This window comes from Hymenobacter jeollabukensis (genome assembly GCF_005771675.1).
GTDB lineage: Bacteria > Bacteroidota > Bacteroidia > Cytophagales > Hymenobacteraceae > Solirubrum > Solirubrum jeollabukense.
Map to the genome: position 1 here is coordinate 1 of NZ_VAJM01000024.1, position 15,259 is coordinate 15,259.

Here is a 15,259-nt window from a genome sequence, read left to right on the forward strand (position 1 = left end):
GCTCCCGCACTTGCCGCAGCTCATCGTGGTCTGAATCATACCGCTTGTACGTAAAAACCACGCATTAGACCACCGCCTACATTCTTTACAACTTCATTCAACAGACGTATCAGCGGGGTGGTCAGCCCTTGTTCAAGCTGAGCTATGCCACCCGACCCCAAAGCCAGGAGTTTTTGGAGAACATTAACGCAGAACATGCTGGGGATAATATCGATTTCCAATTCCTGTACCAGGCGCAAGCCAGTATGCAAGAATGGTTCGAGAGCAGCCGTATTCCTTCGCTAACAGCAAACAACATCTTCTCTACTCTGCTGGAAAGAACTCAAATAATATGGTACGAGCTGGCACCAGAACAGGGCGGTGAGCATGAAGCGTTTATTCGCATTAACTCGGGGAAAATCCCTCTCACCAACGCGGAGCTGATAAAGGCATTATTTCTCAAACGCGCTCAGGCAGGTGACGACACCGATCAAAGACGGTTTGAGCAACGACAGTTAGAGCTAGCAACAGAATGGGATATGATTGAGGCCCGCCTACGGCAGCCTGAATTATGGTATCTTCTAAATGAAGATACCAGTCGTAAACCCACTCGGATAGAATTCTTATTTGAATTGCTGGCTAGTATGGACGAGGAGGCTTCTGAAGACAAGCCTGACAAATCAGACGAGTATGCCACCTTCCGCTATTTTAATAAGCGACTGCAGCGGGCCAACACGGAGAAGCTGCTAAAAGAGTGGCAGGCAGTTAAGAACTTGTTCCTTACAATTGAGGAGTGGTATAACAATCGGGACTGGTATCATCAGCTTGGATACTTGATAACGGTAGGGGTACCCGTTGCGGAGTTGATTAAAGCGGCCGGTCAACGCACTAAGACCGAGTTCAGCGAGTATGTGCTACAGCAAATCAAGCAACGAGTACATGGTGATATAGAACAATGGGACTACCAACAGCAAAGCGAGCGGGCCAAGTTGCGGAATGTGCTGTTGCTCTTCAATATAGAAACACTGCACCAGAATAAAGGCGCCAGTTATCGTTTTCCATTTCAGCATTACAAAGGAAATGGGCAAGAAGCACGGCGCTGGAGCTTGGAGCATATTCACGCGCAAAACCCGCAAAGCTTAGGCCGGAAGCAGGATTATCCACAGTGGTTACGTGATGTGCGGCCTTATGTGGCTCGACAGCTCGAACTTATGCCCGAGCAAGAACCGCTACTTGATGGGCAGCAAAATCAACTACAGCCTAGTCAAGTGCTGAACACAATAGACCAATTGCTTGATCGGGGCCTAATCGACAAGGATGATTTCGACCAAGTGCAACAGCAGGTATTTCAGTTGCTCGGCGAGCCGGAAGTACATACAATTGAAAATATGGCCCTGCTGACGGCCAATGACAACTCAGCATTAAGCAATGGAGTGTTTCCTCAGAAGCGCCGGCGGGTGATGGAGTTGGAACGTGAAGGGTCATTTATTCCGATTGCCACGCGCAACGTGTTTCTGAAATACTACAGTGACGACCACGAACATCTTGCTTATTGGACTGCGGCTGACCGCAGCAATTACGTGCGAGCCATACGCGAAACTTTGGCTCACTATTTAACTCCCGATACCACGACGGCCGATGCAAACTAATTACTACACCCTCTGGACACTTTTAAATGACCCGGAAATTGAGCGCATCCAAGTGCCAATTATTCAACGGGACTATGCCCAGGGACGCAGCGATGAAAAGGCTACCAGTATTCGAGGTCGGCTGCTGGACGCCCTCTACACGGCGTTGGAAAAGCAACGGCCGTTGACGCTGGATTTTGTGTATGGAGAGATGCTGGAAAAAACCAGGCTGTTCGTGCCGCTGGACGGACAGCAGCGCATGACTACGCTGTTTCTGCTGCATTGGTACCTGGCGCTAGTAGATAACAGATTGCCAGAAGCAAAGCTGGCTCTTGGAAAATTTACTTATGAAACCCGTAGCAGCTCACGGGCATTTTGTGAAAATCTGGTAGGCACCACACTGGATAATTGGCAATCGTATCCTAAGCTGAGTGCCGCGTTACGTGACACAACTTGGTTTCAACCGGCTTGGGAGCGTGATCCTACAGTGGCCGCCATGCTGACAATGCTGGATGCGCTGGCAGTTCGTTTTGGTAATGTGCAGGGTTGGTTTGAGCGGCTGCTTGACGCAAGCAACCCACTCATCGGCTTTTATTTCTTGGATATGCCAAAGGTGGGGCTTACCGACGACCTGTATCTCAAAATGAACGCCCGAGGCAAGCCGCTGACTGATTTTGAGAACTGGAAAGCAGAATTTGACTTACTGCTTCAGCAGAAAGGCTGGCCGGAGTTACAGACTGAGTTCGGTCAGAAAATGGACAGCAGCTGGACGGACTTGTTTTGGCGGCACCGCCGCGAAGGGGCAGCTGTAGTGGATGATGTTTTTGAACAATATCTACATTTCTTGACGCGGATGCTAGCCTATCGAAGCGGTGAGAGTAGCCGGGAACTGACAGCTGGTCGGTTAAGCTTCGAATGGTTCCGTCGAGTTTATGCAGAGCGGTCAACTGTTGAGTTCCTGTTCAGGACGCTTGATTTTTTGGCTTCGGTGCAGGCAAGTAACGATGGCGGTATTACTGGACTGCTAGCACGTTTGCTAACAAAGCAGTCTGATAATGAGCTAGTACGCCTGTTCGGCGAATCGCAGACGGATATTTTCAGCCAGTGCCTGCAAGAGTCTAATCCCGCCCGCCTCCTTCAGGAGCAAGTGTTGCTATTCGGGATGCTAACTTACGGGGCAACGGTAGCTTCGGAAAATTGTTCCGAAGCTGATATTCGCAATGTGTTGCGTGTACTGCGAAACTTGTTGGAGCGGGTACGCCAGCAGCAAGACACTCAAATTGGCTCTAACCTGCGCGTTGATGACTTGCCGGCCTTCGCGGCTGCCTGCGCAGTGTTGGCCACAGCCGATGCTGGTAATTCACCAAAGGTTTATGAGCGGCTAGCGGCTGATGTTGCGTTACCAGGCTTGCGGCGCGGGGTGGAACATGAGCGTAACAAAGCGCAGTTATTGACAGAACGGCCTGAGCTAATGCAGACCGTTCACGGATTGGAAAACCGGGGCGTATTTAGGGGCGACATACATAATTTGTCGCCAATGGAGAATGCCGATCAACTACCAGTTTTCGGACGAGCTGTACAGGAAATTTGGTCAGGAGAAATTGAGCAGAATGTTATCATTCGTGCTTGGTTGACTCTAGGCGATTTTTCGGTAAGCCAAGGCCGATGGACTGGAAGTGGCGAAAAGTATTTCTTCGGCAACAAGGCGAACTGGTACACAGTGTTGGCATTTGACCTGGGCAACGGCCAGGAAAGTTTGCTGCCTACATTCCTACTGGCTTACGCCGACGCCACAGGAGACACCTCACACGCAAAGCTAAATCAGTTGATTTCTGACTGGCTAAGCAACAATCAAAATTTTAATGATTGGCAATATTATTTCATCAAATACCCCGAAATGACTGAGAATTCACAAGGGTATTTCGCTTGGAATTCTGACTTTTCTTTACGCCTTCTGCACCGTACTTCTCTAAGGGCTAAACACATAAATCCATATGTATTGACAGTAGTGCGCCGAGGTAACATAACAAGTGCCCTGGCCCCTACCCATCAACAATGGATTAATGACAACGAGCGCAGCCCTTTGTGGCTTCACAACATTCCCGGTGTTTCTAATGACAGCTGGGATGCCGCCCTGTATAGCGAGGACAAAGGGTGGCGTTTCACTTTGCCTGCTAATCATTTTCTGCCAGCAGAGATTGAATATGAGTTTGACCTACAGCCCGATTCAGATGGCAGACGCTGGTTGCTGCCAACAACTGAACACGACCGGATCGAGCGAGTCGAATCGTTTGTGGCTGCTCTTCAGGCGCAGGGTGTCGAGTATCAGGAACCAGAGTTAATAGGAAACGAAGATTAACCGACAGCTTATTAGTACAAAGCCCCGTTCAACTGGATGTTGGTCGGGGCTTTCGTTTTTTCCTAAGCGGCTTACAACTTCATTAGCAGCGGATTAGCCGTCATTCAAAAAATGTGTTAGGATCTTCATCGAACTACCTATAAGCATTGAAATATCACAACAGGTTTTAGCCTATAGCTCGGCGTAGGCGCCCAACAGGCGGTGGTATTTCTTGCGGCCTTGCTCGATGAGGCCGGGCGTGGCGGTCAGCTCGACGCGCCAGACCTGGTGCGGATCCTTCTTCTGCACGCCGATGATCAGGAAGCGGGTGGCCTGCAGCACGTCGAGGTAAAGGGCGGCCTGGCGGTCGTAGTCGTACCGCTCGATGGTGCTTAGGAAGTGGGCGCGGTCGGGGGAGCTGGTGGTTTTGAAGTCGATGAGGGTGAGGCAGCGGCCGGCGCGGCTGCGCACGAGCAGATCGGGCCGGAGCTTGATCAGTAAGCCGGTGGCGGTGTGGGTGGCGGTATAGGACTGCTCGGCGTGGCCCCGATACAGCAGGTCACGACAGTAGCGCCCCCGGCGGAGCTGGCGGGCCAGGGTTTCCAACTCGGGCCAGCGGATGCCTTTCTCGTCGGTGCGGGCGTAACGGTGGGGTTCGAGCACGGCCGTGTGGAAGTGGCTGCCGTAGGCCAGCGCGGCGGGGTTGGGTAAGCGCAGCTGGCCCAGCAGCTGGTTTTTCAACTGGCCGAGGTCGGTGTTGCTCAGGCCGGGTAGGGCGCGGTGCTGGGCTTGGGTGAGGTCGGGGTGATGGGTAAGGGCGTGAAACATAGCGTTGGGTTAGAAGCTAGGAGTTGGAAGCTAGGAATCAGCGGATGCAGGCCAGGCGCTGCGGGTCGTCCTGGCGGTGTAGCCAGATGTGGGCGCCGCCGCAGCCGACTTGGTAGGCCGGGGCCGGGAAGAGCCGGCGCACGACCGGAGCCAGGTTGCGCAGGTCGGGCAGCGGCTCGGTCTGGTCGACCAACGTGAACAGTTGCGCGAGTAGGGCCGCTTCGGCCTCGTCGCGGGGCAGCTGCTCGATGTGCAGCTGGGGGAGTTGCAGGGTTTGGGGCATGGCGTAGTGCGGGGCTATGCGGTGGCCCCTGCGCGGCGATGCACAGGGGCCAGCGCGGGTTAGGCAGCCTGGGGAAGCGCGGCGGGCGTGGCCGGGTCGGGGTCAGGTTGGTTGTCGGTAGCGGTGGGGGCAGTGTAGCCGTGGCAGAGCCGCACCTCGGCCGTGGTGGTGTAGGTTTCGTGGCGCCAGATGGGGAAGTCCTGAGCAAACTCGCGGCGGGCCTTCACTTCGGCCGGGTCGGCGGGTTCGTAGCTGAACTCGGCTATGTAGTAGGTGGCTTTCTTGCCGTCCTTAGTGGTTTCCTTTTTGCTGGCCTGCACCTTCACCGCCACGTCAGCCAGGGTTAGGTCGTCGTAGAACAGCGGTTCGATGAGGCGGTACAGGTTTTCGACCGAGTAGCCGTGAAAGAGCACGGCGCAGATGGCGCCTTTCTCGTCGGCGTAGAACAGCTCGGCCCACAGCTTACGGCCCATGTTTAGGATGTCGTCTTGGAAGATGCGCCAAGCCAGCGGAATGAAGCTGATGGCCGAACCCAAAGGGGTGATACCGTTGATGTTGAACTGGCCGGCCTTGGCATCGAAGCGGATTTGGCGCGGGTGGCCGGGTAGGTAGCGGAAGCGGCTGGTTTCTACTACCTCGCCGCTGGCCTCGTCCACGGTGGCCGTGAGGTAGGCGCGGCTGGGCGCGGTGGTGGGAACCAGCTCGGTGGCGGCTGCGGCGGGCGAGGCGGTAGCGAGGGAAGCGGTGGCGGATTGTTTTGCCATGGTGAAAAAGGAGTTGGTTGACGAAAGGAATGGGGGCCGGTTAGCGGCCCGGCCCCCGGTGGCCGTGGTGGATAATTGTGCAAGCGGCACTTGCACGAATGCGGGCTTAGCGGAATTGCTTGTCGTGGCAGAGGATGGCGCGGCCGACGATGCTATCCTGGCCGCGGGCGGCGGGCTGGTGCTGATACCAGAGGTAGGTAGCCAGCAGGTTCAGGTAGCAGGGGTTGCGGAACTTGCCTTCGTCGTCGATGATGAGGATCAGGTCGGCGGTGAGGCGCACCACGTCCACCAGTTGGCAGTTGAGGAGTTCGTATAGCTCGGCCAACTGGAAGCTGCGGCCGTTGCGCGGGCTGATGGGTTGGGGCTCGGCGCTGTGCGGGTCGAGCAGATGGGGCTGGTAAGTCGTAGCGGTTGCGGGCATGGGAATCAGGGCTAGAATTAGGGCTATTCGTCTTCCACGTCGACCCACGTTAGCCGCCACCCGGCAGCCCGCAGCTCAGCTAATACTTCCACGGCCAGGAAACGGGCCCCTCGTGCGTTGCTGCTTCGGTCGTGGAGGTACTCGGCTGGGCTGGCAAAGCCTAGTGCGGCGGAGGCCTGGCCTACTGCGGCCTCGAAGGCGGCGGCGTGTTCTTTCACTTCTGACATGATGAGGGGGTATTGTGGCCCGCGCTGCGAAGAGCTGGCGCGGGCCGGTGGTGGATTATTTGAGGTCCCACGGGTGCGGGTGGTAGTCGTCGGCCGGCGCGGGCAGCAGGCCGTACCGGTCGGCCGGGCGCAGGCGCAGGACGGGCGGCGCGTTCAGCGCATCGGCGGCGGCCTGAGCTTGCTCGTGGGTGGCGTAGGCACTGGGGGCGGCTTCCTGCTGGTAGTGGCCGGGGCCGCCGGGGCGGGTACCGGGCAGGGCTACGTCGCGCACTACGGCCCAACCCTTGTTGCCGGCATACAGGCAGGCCGCGTGCCAGCGGCCTGCCTGCGGCTTTGGAGCGTGGCTCACGGCTGCGGCACTTGGACAGCCAGCCGGGCGGCTTCGGCGTGGGCCTGCCGGCTGGTGGCGTGCTGCTGAAACTCGCCGACGGTATCCACGCCCCGGCTGGTGGGACAAAAGCGGCGCACGGTATACAGGCGGGGGCTGCGCTCGTCAAACTGCTCCGAGGTGACGAAGTAGATCCCTCCGGGCCCCTGGTGGACTTTCTCGCTCACGCGGGAGCGGAAGAAGCGCAGGGCGCCGGGGCTGAAAAAGTGGCCACCGTGTTTGTGGTTGGCAGCTTTGATAAGGGCGAGGTCGTAGATGACGGACATGACGGAAGACGAATAGCAAGAGGGAAAACGCTACCAAACGCGGGCGCGGAGCCGGCGCAGCTGCTCCCCTTCGGGACTGGCGTGGAAGGCTTCGCAGGCGGCCTTGTAGGCGGCGCGGGCCTGCTGGTGGCGCACAATGGCGGCGCGGATGCGGGCGAAGCGGGCCGGCTGGCGCGGGTACTCCTCGCGCAGCCCGTACAGGGCCTGCCGGGCGTCGTGCAGCGCGGACTGGGCGCGGGCCAGCTGGTGGCGCACGGTAGGCCCGGCCTGCACGGCCACCCCTGCTACAGGGGCGGCCGGCGCGGTGGCGGTGCTATGCATGACGAAGCGAGGCGCAACGGTGGCGACGGGCCCGGCAGGCAAAGCCGGGGCGGCAGGCCTGGCCCCCGACCAGCCCCCACGCCACGCGGGCAATGGTGCGCTGAGCGTGGCGGCGGCAAACCGGAGTGCCGGCGGCGGCAGCGGTGGCCACGGCAGCGGCTACGGCCTGAAAAGGGCACGTACAGCAAGCCGAAGACGAAAACATGATGCCGCCGACCGTATAGGTAACGGAGTAGTAAACACTGAGGAAGCCGCCGGTAAGCAGGCAGGTGCTGGCGCTGGCCTGAACAGTAGCAGTGGGGCCAGACCAGGCGGCAGCGGCAAGCTGCGAGAAATGCAAGGGGGTGAGCATGGCTGTATGGGTTAGCCGTGGGGTGCGCTGCCGGCCGGGGGCCCTCCTGCGGGTAGCGCGTGCGCTCGGGCCTCTCCCGAACTACACAACTAATATACAACTATAAACGACATTAACCAACAATAGTTTAATAATAGTTGCTTGATTAACAACTAAAATATACATACCTTATAGTATGATAAAGTCCAATAACATGACTGTGGCGGTAGTAGGCAGCCGCGGCGTGGTGCGCAATGCCGCCCTGGCGCGGCGGCTGACCGAACTGATGCCGGCGCTGGTGGTAAGCGGCGGGGCAGCTGGCGCCGACGCCCTGGCGGCCAGCTGGGCGCGGGCCAACGGGGTGCCCCTGCTGGAGCTGCGGCCCGACTACGCCGCCCACGGTGCCGGCGCGCCCCACGTGCGCAATGCCGAGATAGTGCGCCGGGCCGACCTGGTGCTGGCAGTGTGGGACGGCCGCAGCAAAGGCACCCTGAGCGCCCTAAAGGCCGCCCGGCGGCTGGGCCGGCCCTACGAGCTGCTGCCCCTGGACTGAGCACCAAGCGGCCGGTGGTGCGCCCTGGGCGGGCGCCGAGCTGCAGACCTTAGAAGCCTCGCCCTGGGGGTTTGAGGGGCGGGCTGAGCGCCCCCAATGAGCCGGCCCGAAGGGCACCTTATGAGGGTGTAGCGGCCTTTTTGGGCTGCGGAACCCGAGGCAATGCAGAGCAGCGCGGCGCATGACACGGGGGGCTTGGGGGGACGCCCCCAATGGATACTCGCCGCAGGCACCTAATCGAGTGGTGGGGAGAGGCGCGGGCTGCCGGGCGGGGTGGCTACGGCGGTGGGTAAGCGGCAGCTGGCGCCTGAGCGGCTGGTGTGGAGCGGCCGACACGTGGCCAGCGTGGGTGAGGTAGTGACGAGGCTAAGGTGGCGGCGTGGCGGCGGTGCGGTGGGCGGAGCGTTTGGGGGTGGGCAGAGGCCGGGGCCTGGAGCGAAGCAGTTGGTGAGGGTGTGGGCTGGGCGGCGCAGCGGAAGGGCTGGGCCGGGGCGCGGGTTTGGGGGGACGGACGGGCGGCCTGCGGTGCGGTGGGTTGGTGGGTGAGGCAGCGCAGGTGGCCCGGTAGGCGACGCGGGGCTCGGCTGAGGGATGGGAAGGGCGCGACCAACGGGAGCGGTGCGTCAGCACGGGAGCGAAGCGGACCCCTGGACAGCCCGACCCCAGCACGTAGCAGAGCGAAGGGCCGGGGTCAGCCCCACATTGTCAATCTTCAAAAAGTACACATTTTCCCAACATAACCGCGCAGTAACTATGAAACTAAATTATAACAATACGTACTTTAGCTACTGCAGCAGGTTCATCTATTATTTTCTACAAGACGCATGTTCAGTAGCACGAAAGCGGGCCACATGGCCCATATCATTTTGACCTCGTTGGCCGGGCACGTGGCCAGCAACGAACTGACGCCGCCGGACCCGAGTACCATTGAGCAGTATGGGCATCTGATCATCCAGGCGGTGGTGGCCATCGTCACATTGTGGGCGACGGTGCGCAAGGCCTTGCAGCGGCCGGAGACGGTGGTGAAGGTGTCGGCGGATGCGCTGCCGCTGGTTAAAAGCGAACCGACGGTAACGGCAGGACAGCATGGCAGCGAAACTAACTGAGGCTCAGGCGGCGCGGCAGGCACTGCGGCTAGCTTCGGTGCGGCTGGAATTGCGGCAGGCCTACGCCAAGGCCTTGCTGCGGTGGCTACAGGACCCGGCCCTGGTGCGGCTGGGGCGGCCAATTGTGACCGAGGGGTACCGCAGCCCGGCGGAGCAGGACGCGCTGTATGCGCAGGGCCGGACCAAGCCGGGGACGATAGTGACCTACAAGCAGGGCGGAACATCGAAGCACAACCGGCAGCCGGCAGAGGCGTTCGATGTCGCTTTTTTGCTCAGTAGCGGGCAAGTCAGCTGGTCCTCGGAGTTGCTGCGCCGGTTTGCGCGGCTGATGAAAGCAGCTAACCCGGCAATCAGGTGGGGTGGCGACTGGAATCAGTTTAAAGACAACCCACACTTTGAGCTGTAATTCAATCATATGCACTCAAACAGTAGCTTGTAGTTGAGCAAACATTGTAGTCTAATAGTATTGGTAATTACACTAATATTTTTAGCAATAAGCAAACAAAGTTGGTTAGTCACTGCGTATACTTGCGGAGACTAGCCAATTTTAGTTTTATGAAAGACCATGTTGTGTTGCTTGGCGAGGCCGGCTCCCTGCTGCCAGGGCACCTGCTGCCAATGGTAGATATTGGGCTGTCGTGTGGGTTTCCGTCGCCGGCGGATGACTACTAGACGGAGCTGGTGGACCTGAATCGGCTGATGCTGCGCCACCCCGATGCGTCGTTCCTGGCGCGGGCCGTAGGGGAAAGCATGACCGGGGCCGGCATCCACGACGGGGACGTGTTGGCCGTGGACCGCAGCATGCGGGCGCAGAACGGGGACATTGTGGTGGCCTGCGTCGAGGGGGAGTACACGGTGAAGCGGCTGGAGAAGCGGCCGGACTCGGCGGCGCTTATTGCAGCTAATCCGGCGTACAAGCCCATTGTGGTGCGCAACGCCGACGATTTGCGGATTTTTGGCGTGGTGGTAGCGGTACTACACCCCTTGGTGGGCGAAGGCAGAAGGGGGCGGGAATTAAGAATTAAGAATTAAGAATTAAGAATTGGGTACCTGGCTTTTTGGCGCTGGGTTACCGCCACTGGCGCCTGGCCGGTGGGTTTCGGCTTCCCTCCTGCCGTGTCATTCCTCCGCTCTTTCACCCATTCACCCATTCACTTATGTTCGGGTTAGTTGATTGTAATAATTTCTACGATTCGTGTGAGCGGGTCTTTCGGCCGGAGCTGGAAGAGCGGCCGGTGGTGGTCCTGAGCAATAACGACGGGTGTGTCGTGGCCCGGTCGCAGGAAGCTAAGGCGCTGGGGCTGAAGATGGGTGACCCGTATTTCCAGGTGCGGCCCCTGATTGAGCAGCACGGCGTGGTGGTGTGCTCCTCGAACTACGAGCTGTACGGGGACATGAGCCGTCGCGTGATGTGGTACCTGCAACAGACGGCGCCGGCGGTGGAAGTGTATTCCATTGACGAGGCCTTTCTGGACCTGGCCGGCATGACGCAGCACTTTGATCTGGGCCGCTGGGCCGGCGAGGTGCGCGGCGCGCTGCGGCAGCGTACCGGCATCCCGACCTGCGTGGGCGTGGCCCCGACCAAGACCCTGGCCAAACTGGCCAACAAGCTCGCCAAGACCGAATTTGTGGGGGGCCGCGGGGCCGGGGTGCTGGTGCTCAGCGACGAGGCCGAGCGGCGGGAGGCCTTGACGCGGGTGGCGGTGGAAGACGTGTGGGGTGTGGGGTACCGGTCGGCGGCGAAGCTGCACGCGGTGGGCGTCCGGACGGCCGCGCAGCTGGCGGGCGTGGGGGATGCCTGGGCTCGGAAGAACCTGGGCGGCGTGGTGGGGGCGCGCCTGCTGCACGAGCTGCGGGGCTTTTCGTGCGCGGGCATCGTGGTGGAAGACGAGGCGCGCAAGTCGCTGGCCTGTACCCGCTCGTTTGGGCGGCCCGTGACGGAACTGGCGGACGTGGCCGCGGCCGTGGCCAGCCACGCCACGGGGGCCGGGGAAAAGCTGCGGCGGCAAGGCCTGGCGGCCCGGCTGCTGACGGTGTTCATGGAAACGAGCCGGTTTGCGGAAGTGCCTCCCCCCTACTCCTTCTCGGCGCAGCTGACCATGCCGGTGGCCACGGACGACACGCTGACCCTGGCGCAGGTAGCCCGCAAAGGGCTGGAGCGCATCTGGCGGCCGGGCAAGCGGTACGTGAAGGCCGGCGTGGTGCTGGATGGGGTGGAGCGGGCCGGTACCGGGGCGCAGGTGTCGTTATTCGGCGACGTGGGCGTGACGCCGGAGCGGACTGGTCTGATGCGGGCTTTCGATGCGCTGAATGGGCGCTTCGGCGCTGGCACTGTGAAGGTAGCCACGTCGGTAGCGGCGCCGGGTCAACGGCAGGCCTGGGCCATGCGCCGGGACGCGAAAAGCCCGGCGTTTACGACCAACTGGGGCGAGCTGTGGGCGGTACGGTGCTGAACCTCTCCCCTTGCCACCTATTTCTGAAAAAAGATGCCTGAATGGAAATCAGGCACGATAGCAAACAAGAAACGGCAGCTCGGGTGCGGGCTTACTGTATGATGGACGGACTAACTTTTGTGGTAGCGGCGCACGTGCTGGAGCGCCGGGAGGACCCGGGGCGGGAGATTGTACTTACCCGGCCGGGGCTGGCGCCGGCGTGGCGGGCAGAACTGCCTATGATTCTGGATCAGCGGCCGGCTACGGCGGCGCTGGTCGAATACGTGGTGAAGCTGTACTTCCGGCAGATGCCCGTGGAGGCAGACCTTATTGGGTGGTCGGCGCTGACGGGGGTTGTGCGGCTGGCGTTGGCGCGGGCCAACGGGGAAGCGGATGATGCGTGGGAATGGGCGGAGGTGGTGGCGTGAGGCACTACAACCAGCAAAATACCCGGGGGCTGACCAAGCAATCAGCCAGGTCAGACTCAAGATTATCACCACAAACACCACAAACCGCTCATTATCAGACATCCAACAAGCAGGCAATAAAACTGGCCGGTCATGGATGCGCTGGCTTTCAGCTCTTTCACGCAGGCACCTTTTCTCACTCTCTTTCGACTTACACTATGCGACAGTTTGTACCGGACGCGGAGTCCATTACCGAGTTTTTTGGCGAGTTTGAAGCGCGGGGCTACCGGGTGGAATTGATAAGCGCCCCAAGGCTGGGCGGCTATGCCTTGCGGATGCCGTTGGGGCCGGGCAACGAGGTAGTGCCGTTGTTTCCACTACCGGCAGCGAAGATGCAGACTCCAGAAGATGCCCAGCGCTGGATGGAGAAGCTGCGGGATACTCAACTGAGCCAGTACGCATTTCTGCTGGACTAAAGTCCGTGAATTTTTAGCGTATACCATGCAGTGCCATCGGCAGATGCGTCACGGCATTCAGGCACTTATCTGCGGGTTTTATTCAGGAAGCAGTAAGCGGCCAGGTTTCTGCTATACCCGTCCGCAGGGCCGCCAGCGTGGCCAGGCTGACGCCCAGCTCCGGGCCGCTGCGACTGATGGCTCGCGCCAGGGGGCTCCTTTCTCCCAGGGCGACCTGCTCGGCCAGCAGCGTCAGCAGGCGCGCTTGTACCGGGCGGTCGGCAACCAGCCGTTGGACCTGTCGGCCCAGCACCCGGGCGCCGACCAGCAGCATCAGATTAGTACTATCGGCCGCTTCATCTGCCGAGAAGAGGTCCAGGTGCTGCGTGTATATCTCATCGGTTATCAGGTGAAAATACGCTTCCAGCAGGTTCCATATATCCACGGCATCCTTGCCGCGCAACTCCGGGCGGTCCTGCCAGGCCACCAGCTTCAGCACGACGATACCGGGCAAGGTAACCACCCGCCACTGCTCGCCGGTTGGAATGGCCACCGTGGCGGCATCGGCCAGCACCTCCGGGAAGCCGACGGTGGAAATGTGTTCCATGCCCCGCCCCGAAAAATACACGTCGCCGGCCTCGTCGGCAATGGCGCCGAAGGGCATCAGGTCCACCGTTACGTTGCCGGCCACTGAGGGATAAAGCAAGCAAAAGGCGCTGCTTTGAGCTTTTACAAATCCCTCCTGCTCAACCAGCCACGCTTGGAGAGTTTCGTATTGGGTGGTGTCGTTGATGAACACTGCTAGGTCGAGGTCTTTGGTAGCACGTCGCTCTGGCTCGTTGTATATCTGGCTCATCCAGATGTCGCGCGCCACCGCCCCTACGATATAGAAATCGACGCTAAACTGCTCGAATCCGCGCTGCAATGCGGCCATTGTGTCGCCCAGGCCCAGTGGCTTCAGGCGTTCAGGTGAGATAGGGTAAATATTGCTCATATAGTAGGTGGGCTACCTCACGATTGCGCGGATCGGTGGTGATGATTAAGTCGGCGTAGGCCAGTAAGGGGTGTACCGCTTGGGGCTGCGGACGGTCCGGATGGAAGATGGTGTCCATGGGCCGGAGCACCTCCACTTTGCCGTGAGCATCAGGCACCAGCCTTAGCCGTTGCATGACTTCGGCCCGGGAAGCAGTGGTATAGAGCGTGAAGTACTCGGGCAGCAGGTATCCATCGAGCAGCAAGTGGGCCGCCGGCTCCCCGCCCCAAAGCGTGTCGGGCCCCAGCGGCAGGTCCTGCCAGCCTTGCCGGGCTACGCCCGGGTCGAGCCAGCGGTAGCGCTGGGCGGTCAGCCGGGGGCGGACGACTTCGCCGTAGGCATCGACCCAGCGCCGGAGCACCTGGGCGGGGTCGGTCCACCGGCGGCGGCCGGCTTCCTCGCGCAACAATCCTAGCTGTTGTAAGCTCCGCAGCAGAATGCTCACGGAGCCCAGCGCCACCTGGGCCTGCTCGGCCATGGCGCGGTAGCTGGCTTGTAATAGCACGGGGGTACTTAGCAGATGGTACAACAGCTGTACCCCTGCCGGCTGGAAGGCGCGGTGCTGGGTGGGCGGCTCGGCCAGGGGCTGCCGCTGCCCGCTCACCAGGACAAAGAAGCTCCTATCAGCCGCGTGCAGGTAGGCATTCCCAGCCGTATCGAGGTACTGGATATCGTGCTGGCGCAGTTTCTCACCCTGCTGGCTGCTCACGTACGGCACCACCAGCACGACCAGTTCCCCGGCCTGGTCGTTGATGGAGCGCAACTGGCCTATGGTGCCGGGCTGCAGCCGCGTCTTGGCTTCGGCCAGGAACAGATGACCTTGTGGACCGATGCGGAGGTATCCGTCGGGCTGGTACTGGCGCCGAGCCGAGGGGTGTATGCGTTCCTCGGCTACGGGTAAAAGATGTGCGTTCAGCTTGGTGCATGTTTCGAATGCTCTGCAAGCCAAAGTCAGTAGCTCTTCCTCTTCGTTAGTGTTCATTTTATGTCTAACGTTCACTAGCAATGAACAATCTAAAATAATGAACACTGCCGTTAAAAGCAAGGGCACAGTACACAATGCCGCACGGGGCGGAAGTGGTATCAGAAGACAAGCTCACCAAGGAAGGCAATTAGTAAGGAGCTTGGCAGGTCTGTGCGTTAGGGGCAATCTACTTTCTCTAAGCAAGTTCCTCTTTCACTCACTCTATGTTGAAAGCTAAAACATCTCTACCAAAGGGCTGGCTAAGTGCCCAATGGTAGAGATGCTTACTTAGCGTCACTATTTATTTTATCAGGCGCAACAGGCCATCCGAACAATGGCTTTTATTGGCTCCATATGTGAACTGTTGCTGTCATTTGAGTGATGCGACAGCTCTGGCTATTTTATAGTCCGGTGCCGAATCAAGCGATAAAAAGAGTTCCCTTTGTCTGTAAGTCAGGGTTAGAGCCTGTTGGGGAATTGAGGATGAGGCAAAAGAAAACGAGCCAGTAAGTTGCGGCAGGAGTTCCTAGGCTCC

20 protein-coding genes are annotated in these 15,259 nt (G+C 59.7%); 10 read left to right on the forward strand and 10 right to left on the reverse strand.

Going from position 1 to position 15,259, the window contains the following annotated elements:
- Window positions 1-173 precede the first annotated feature (173 nt).
- The gene (locus FDY95_RS26065) at window positions 174-1,628 is read left to right on the forward strand and encodes a hypothetical protein (protein WP_171025861.1); all 1,455 of its coding nucleotides are present in this window, start codon (window positions 174-176) and stop codon (window positions 1,626-1,628) included.
- The gene (locus tag FDY95_RS26070) at window positions 1,618-3,966 is read left to right on the forward strand and encodes a DUF262 domain-containing protein (RefSeq protein WP_138082718.1); all 2,349 of its coding nucleotides are present in this window, start codon (window positions 1,618-1,620) and stop codon (window positions 3,964-3,966) included. Before FDY95_RS26065 ends, FDY95_RS26070 begins: the two co-directional genes overlap by 11 nt.
- A 171-nt stretch (window positions 3,967-4,137) precedes the next feature.
- Here FDY95_RS26070 and FDY95_RS26075 read toward each other — a convergent pair whose 3' ends face one another.
- The 8 genes from FDY95_RS26075 to FDY95_RS26110 all read right to left on the reverse strand — a co-directional run bounded on the left by FDY95_RS26075 (window position 4,138) and on the right by FDY95_RS26110 (window position 7,443).
- The gene (locus FDY95_RS26075) at window positions 4,138-4,773 is read right to left on the reverse strand and encodes a PD-(D/E)XK nuclease-like domain-containing protein (RefSeq protein WP_138082720.1); all 636 of its coding nucleotides are present in this window, start codon (window positions 4,771-4,773) and stop codon (window positions 4,138-4,140) included.
- 37 nt (window positions 4,774-4,810) lie between these two features.
- On the reverse strand, window positions 4,811-5,056 hold the full coding sequence (locus FDY95_RS26080; protein ID WP_138082722.1) for a hypothetical protein: 246 nt from the start codon (window positions 5,054-5,056) through the stop codon (window positions 4,811-4,813).
- Window positions 5,057-5,115: 59 nt separating this feature from the next.
- Entirely contained in the window at window positions 5,116-5,820 is a 705-nt protein-coding gene (locus FDY95_RS26085) for a hypothetical protein (RefSeq protein ID WP_138082724.1), read from the reverse strand.
- A gap of 106 nt (window positions 5,821-5,926) precedes the next feature.
- On the reverse strand, window positions 5,927-6,241 hold the full coding sequence (locus FDY95_RS26090) for a DUF3846 domain-containing protein (RefSeq protein WP_138082726.1): 315 nt from the start codon (window positions 6,239-6,241) through the stop codon (window positions 5,927-5,929).
- Between the two features lie 23 nt (window positions 6,242-6,264).
- Complete coding sequence (locus FDY95_RS26095) at window positions 6,265-6,468, reverse strand: hypothetical protein (RefSeq protein WP_138082728.1); 204 nt, start codon at window positions 6,466-6,468, stop codon at window positions 6,265-6,267.
- Window positions 6,469-6,523: 55 nt separating this feature from the next.
- Window positions 6,524-6,817, reverse strand: coding sequence for a hypothetical protein (locus tag FDY95_RS26100; protein WP_138082730.1), 294 nt, complete (start codon window positions 6,815-6,817; stop codon window positions 6,524-6,526).
- On the reverse strand, window positions 6,814-7,122 hold the full coding sequence (locus tag FDY95_RS26105) for a DUF7447 family protein (protein WP_138082733.1): 309 nt from the start codon (window positions 7,120-7,122) through the stop codon (window positions 6,814-6,816). The genes FDY95_RS26100 and FDY95_RS26105 overlap by 4 nt, the downstream gene beginning before the upstream one ends.
- Before the next feature lie 30 nt (window positions 7,123-7,152).
- Window positions 7,153-7,443, reverse strand: a complete 291-nt coding sequence (locus tag FDY95_RS26110; protein ID WP_138082736.1) for a hypothetical protein — start codon at window positions 7,441-7,443, stop codon at window positions 7,153-7,155.
- Between the two features lie 527 nt (window positions 7,444-7,970).
- Between FDY95_RS26110 and FDY95_RS26115 the strand changes: the two genes are divergently transcribed.
- From FDY95_RS26115 to FDY95_RS26145, 7 genes are all read left to right on the forward strand, one after another.
- A complete protein-coding gene (locus FDY95_RS26115) occupies window positions 7,971-8,327 on the forward strand; it encodes an SLOG family protein (RefSeq protein WP_138082738.1) in 357 nt (118 codons plus the stop codon).
- Between the two features lie 851 nt (window positions 8,328-9,178).
- A complete protein-coding gene (locus tag FDY95_RS26120; protein WP_138082741.1) occupies window positions 9,179-9,433 on the forward strand; it encodes a hypothetical protein in 255 nt (84 codons plus the stop codon).
- Complete coding sequence (locus FDY95_RS26125) at window positions 9,414-9,839, forward strand: M15 family metallopeptidase (RefSeq protein ID WP_138082744.1); 426 nt, start codon at window positions 9,414-9,416, stop codon at window positions 9,837-9,839. The genes FDY95_RS26120 and FDY95_RS26125 overlap by 20 nt, the downstream gene beginning before the upstream one ends.
- Before the next feature lie 275 nt (window positions 9,840-10,114).
- On the forward strand, window positions 10,115-10,465 hold the full coding sequence (locus FDY95_RS26130) for a LexA family protein (RefSeq protein WP_212744962.1): 351 nt from the start codon (window positions 10,115-10,117) through the stop codon (window positions 10,463-10,465).
- A gap of 125 nt (window positions 10,466-10,590) precedes the next feature.
- Window positions 10,591-11,886: a Y-family DNA polymerase gene (locus tag FDY95_RS26135; protein WP_138082747.1), complete on the forward strand. Its 1,296-nt coding sequence runs from the start codon at window positions 10,591-10,593 to the stop codon at window positions 11,884-11,886.
- Window positions 11,887-11,987: 101 nt separating this feature from the next.
- Window positions 11,988-12,293: a hypothetical protein gene (locus tag FDY95_RS26530; protein ID WP_171025862.1), complete on the forward strand. Its 306-nt coding sequence runs from the start codon at window positions 11,988-11,990 to the stop codon at window positions 12,291-12,293.
- 197 nt (window positions 12,294-12,490) lie between these two features.
- The gene (locus tag FDY95_RS26145) at window positions 12,491-12,748 is read left to right on the forward strand and encodes a hypothetical protein (RefSeq protein ID WP_138082753.1); all 258 of its coding nucleotides are present in this window, start codon (window positions 12,491-12,493) and stop codon (window positions 12,746-12,748) included.
- A gap of 82 nt (window positions 12,749-12,830) precedes the next feature.
- Here FDY95_RS26145 and FDY95_RS26150 read toward each other — a convergent pair whose 3' ends face one another.
- Together FDY95_RS26150 and FDY95_RS26535 are read right to left on the reverse strand one after the other, a co-directional pair.
- Window positions 12,831-13,721 (reverse strand): nucleotidyl transferase AbiEii/AbiGii toxin family protein, encoded by an 891-nt coding sequence (locus FDY95_RS26150; RefSeq protein ID WP_138082756.1) that lies wholly within the window; start codon window positions 13,719-13,721, stop codon window positions 12,831-12,833.
- Entirely contained in the window at window positions 13,693-14,265 is a 573-nt protein-coding gene (locus FDY95_RS26535; RefSeq protein ID WP_171025863.1) for a type IV toxin-antitoxin system AbiEi family antitoxin, read from the reverse strand. Before FDY95_RS26535 ends, FDY95_RS26150 begins: the two co-directional genes overlap by 29 nt.
- 15 nt (window positions 14,266-14,280) lie before the next feature.
- On the opposite strand from FDY95_RS26535, the gene FDY95_RS26540 reads away from it, so the two are divergent.
- The gene (locus FDY95_RS26540; RefSeq protein WP_171025864.1) at window positions 14,281-14,661 is read left to right on the forward strand and encodes a hypothetical protein; all 381 of its coding nucleotides are present in this window, start codon (window positions 14,281-14,283) and stop codon (window positions 14,659-14,661) included.
- Window positions 14,662-15,259: the final 598 nt, after the last annotated feature.

Coding starts and splice junctions, on each gene's coding strand:
- FDY95_RS26085 (WP_138082724.1), bottom strand. CDS start 5,820: ATGGCAAAACAATCCGCCACCGCTTCCCTCGCTACCGCCTCGCCCGCC.
- FDY95_RS26090 (WP_138082726.1), bottom strand. CDS start 6,241: ATGCCCGCAACCGCTACGACTTACCAGCCCCATCTGCTCGACCCGCAC.
- FDY95_RS26540 (WP_171025864.1), top strand. CDS start 14,281: ATGGTACAACAGCTGTACCCCTGCCGGCTGGAAGGCGCGGTGCTGGGT.
- FDY95_RS26075 (WP_138082720.1), bottom strand. CDS start 4,773: ATGTTTCACGCCCTTACCCATCACCCCGACCTCACCCAAGCCCAGCAC.
- FDY95_RS26135 (WP_138082747.1), top strand. CDS start 10,591: ATGTTCGGGTTAGTTGATTGTAATAATTTCTACGATTCGTGTGAGCGG.
- FDY95_RS26115 (WP_138082738.1), top strand. CDS start 7,971: ATGATAAAGTCCAATAACATGACTGTGGCGGTAGTAGGCAGCCGCGGC.
- FDY95_RS26105 (WP_138082733.1), bottom strand. CDS start 7,122: ATGTCCGTCATCTACGACCTCGCCCTTATCAAAGCTGCCAACCACAAA.
- FDY95_RS26150 (WP_138082756.1), bottom strand. CDS start 13,721: ATGAGCAATATTTACCCTATCTCACCTGAACGCCTGAAGCCACTGGGC.
- FDY95_RS26080 (WP_138082722.1), bottom strand. CDS start 5,056: ATGCCCCAAACCCTGCAACTCCCCCAGCTGCACATCGAGCAGCTGCCC.
- FDY95_RS26530 (WP_171025862.1), top strand. CDS start 11,988: ATGGACGGACTAACTTTTGTGGTAGCGGCGCACGTGCTGGAGCGCCGG.
- FDY95_RS26120 (WP_138082741.1), top strand. CDS start 9,179: ATGGCCCATATCATTTTGACCTCGTTGGCCGGGCACGTGGCCAGCAAC.
- FDY95_RS26095 (WP_138082728.1), bottom strand. CDS start 6,468: ATGTCAGAAGTGAAAGAACACGCCGCCGCCTTCGAGGCCGCAGTAGGC.
- FDY95_RS26125 (WP_138082744.1), top strand. CDS start 9,414: ATGGCAGCGAAACTAACTGAGGCTCAGGCGGCGCGGCAGGCACTGCGG.
- FDY95_RS26070 (WP_138082718.1), top strand. CDS start 1,618: ATGCAAACTAATTACTACACCCTCTGGACACTTTTAAATGACCCGGAA.
- FDY95_RS26145 (WP_138082753.1), top strand. CDS start 12,491: ATGCGACAGTTTGTACCGGACGCGGAGTCCATTACCGAGTTTTTTGGC.
- FDY95_RS26110 (WP_138082736.1), bottom strand. CDS start 7,443: ATGCATAGCACCGCCACCGCGCCGGCCGCCCCTGTAGCAGGGGTGGCC.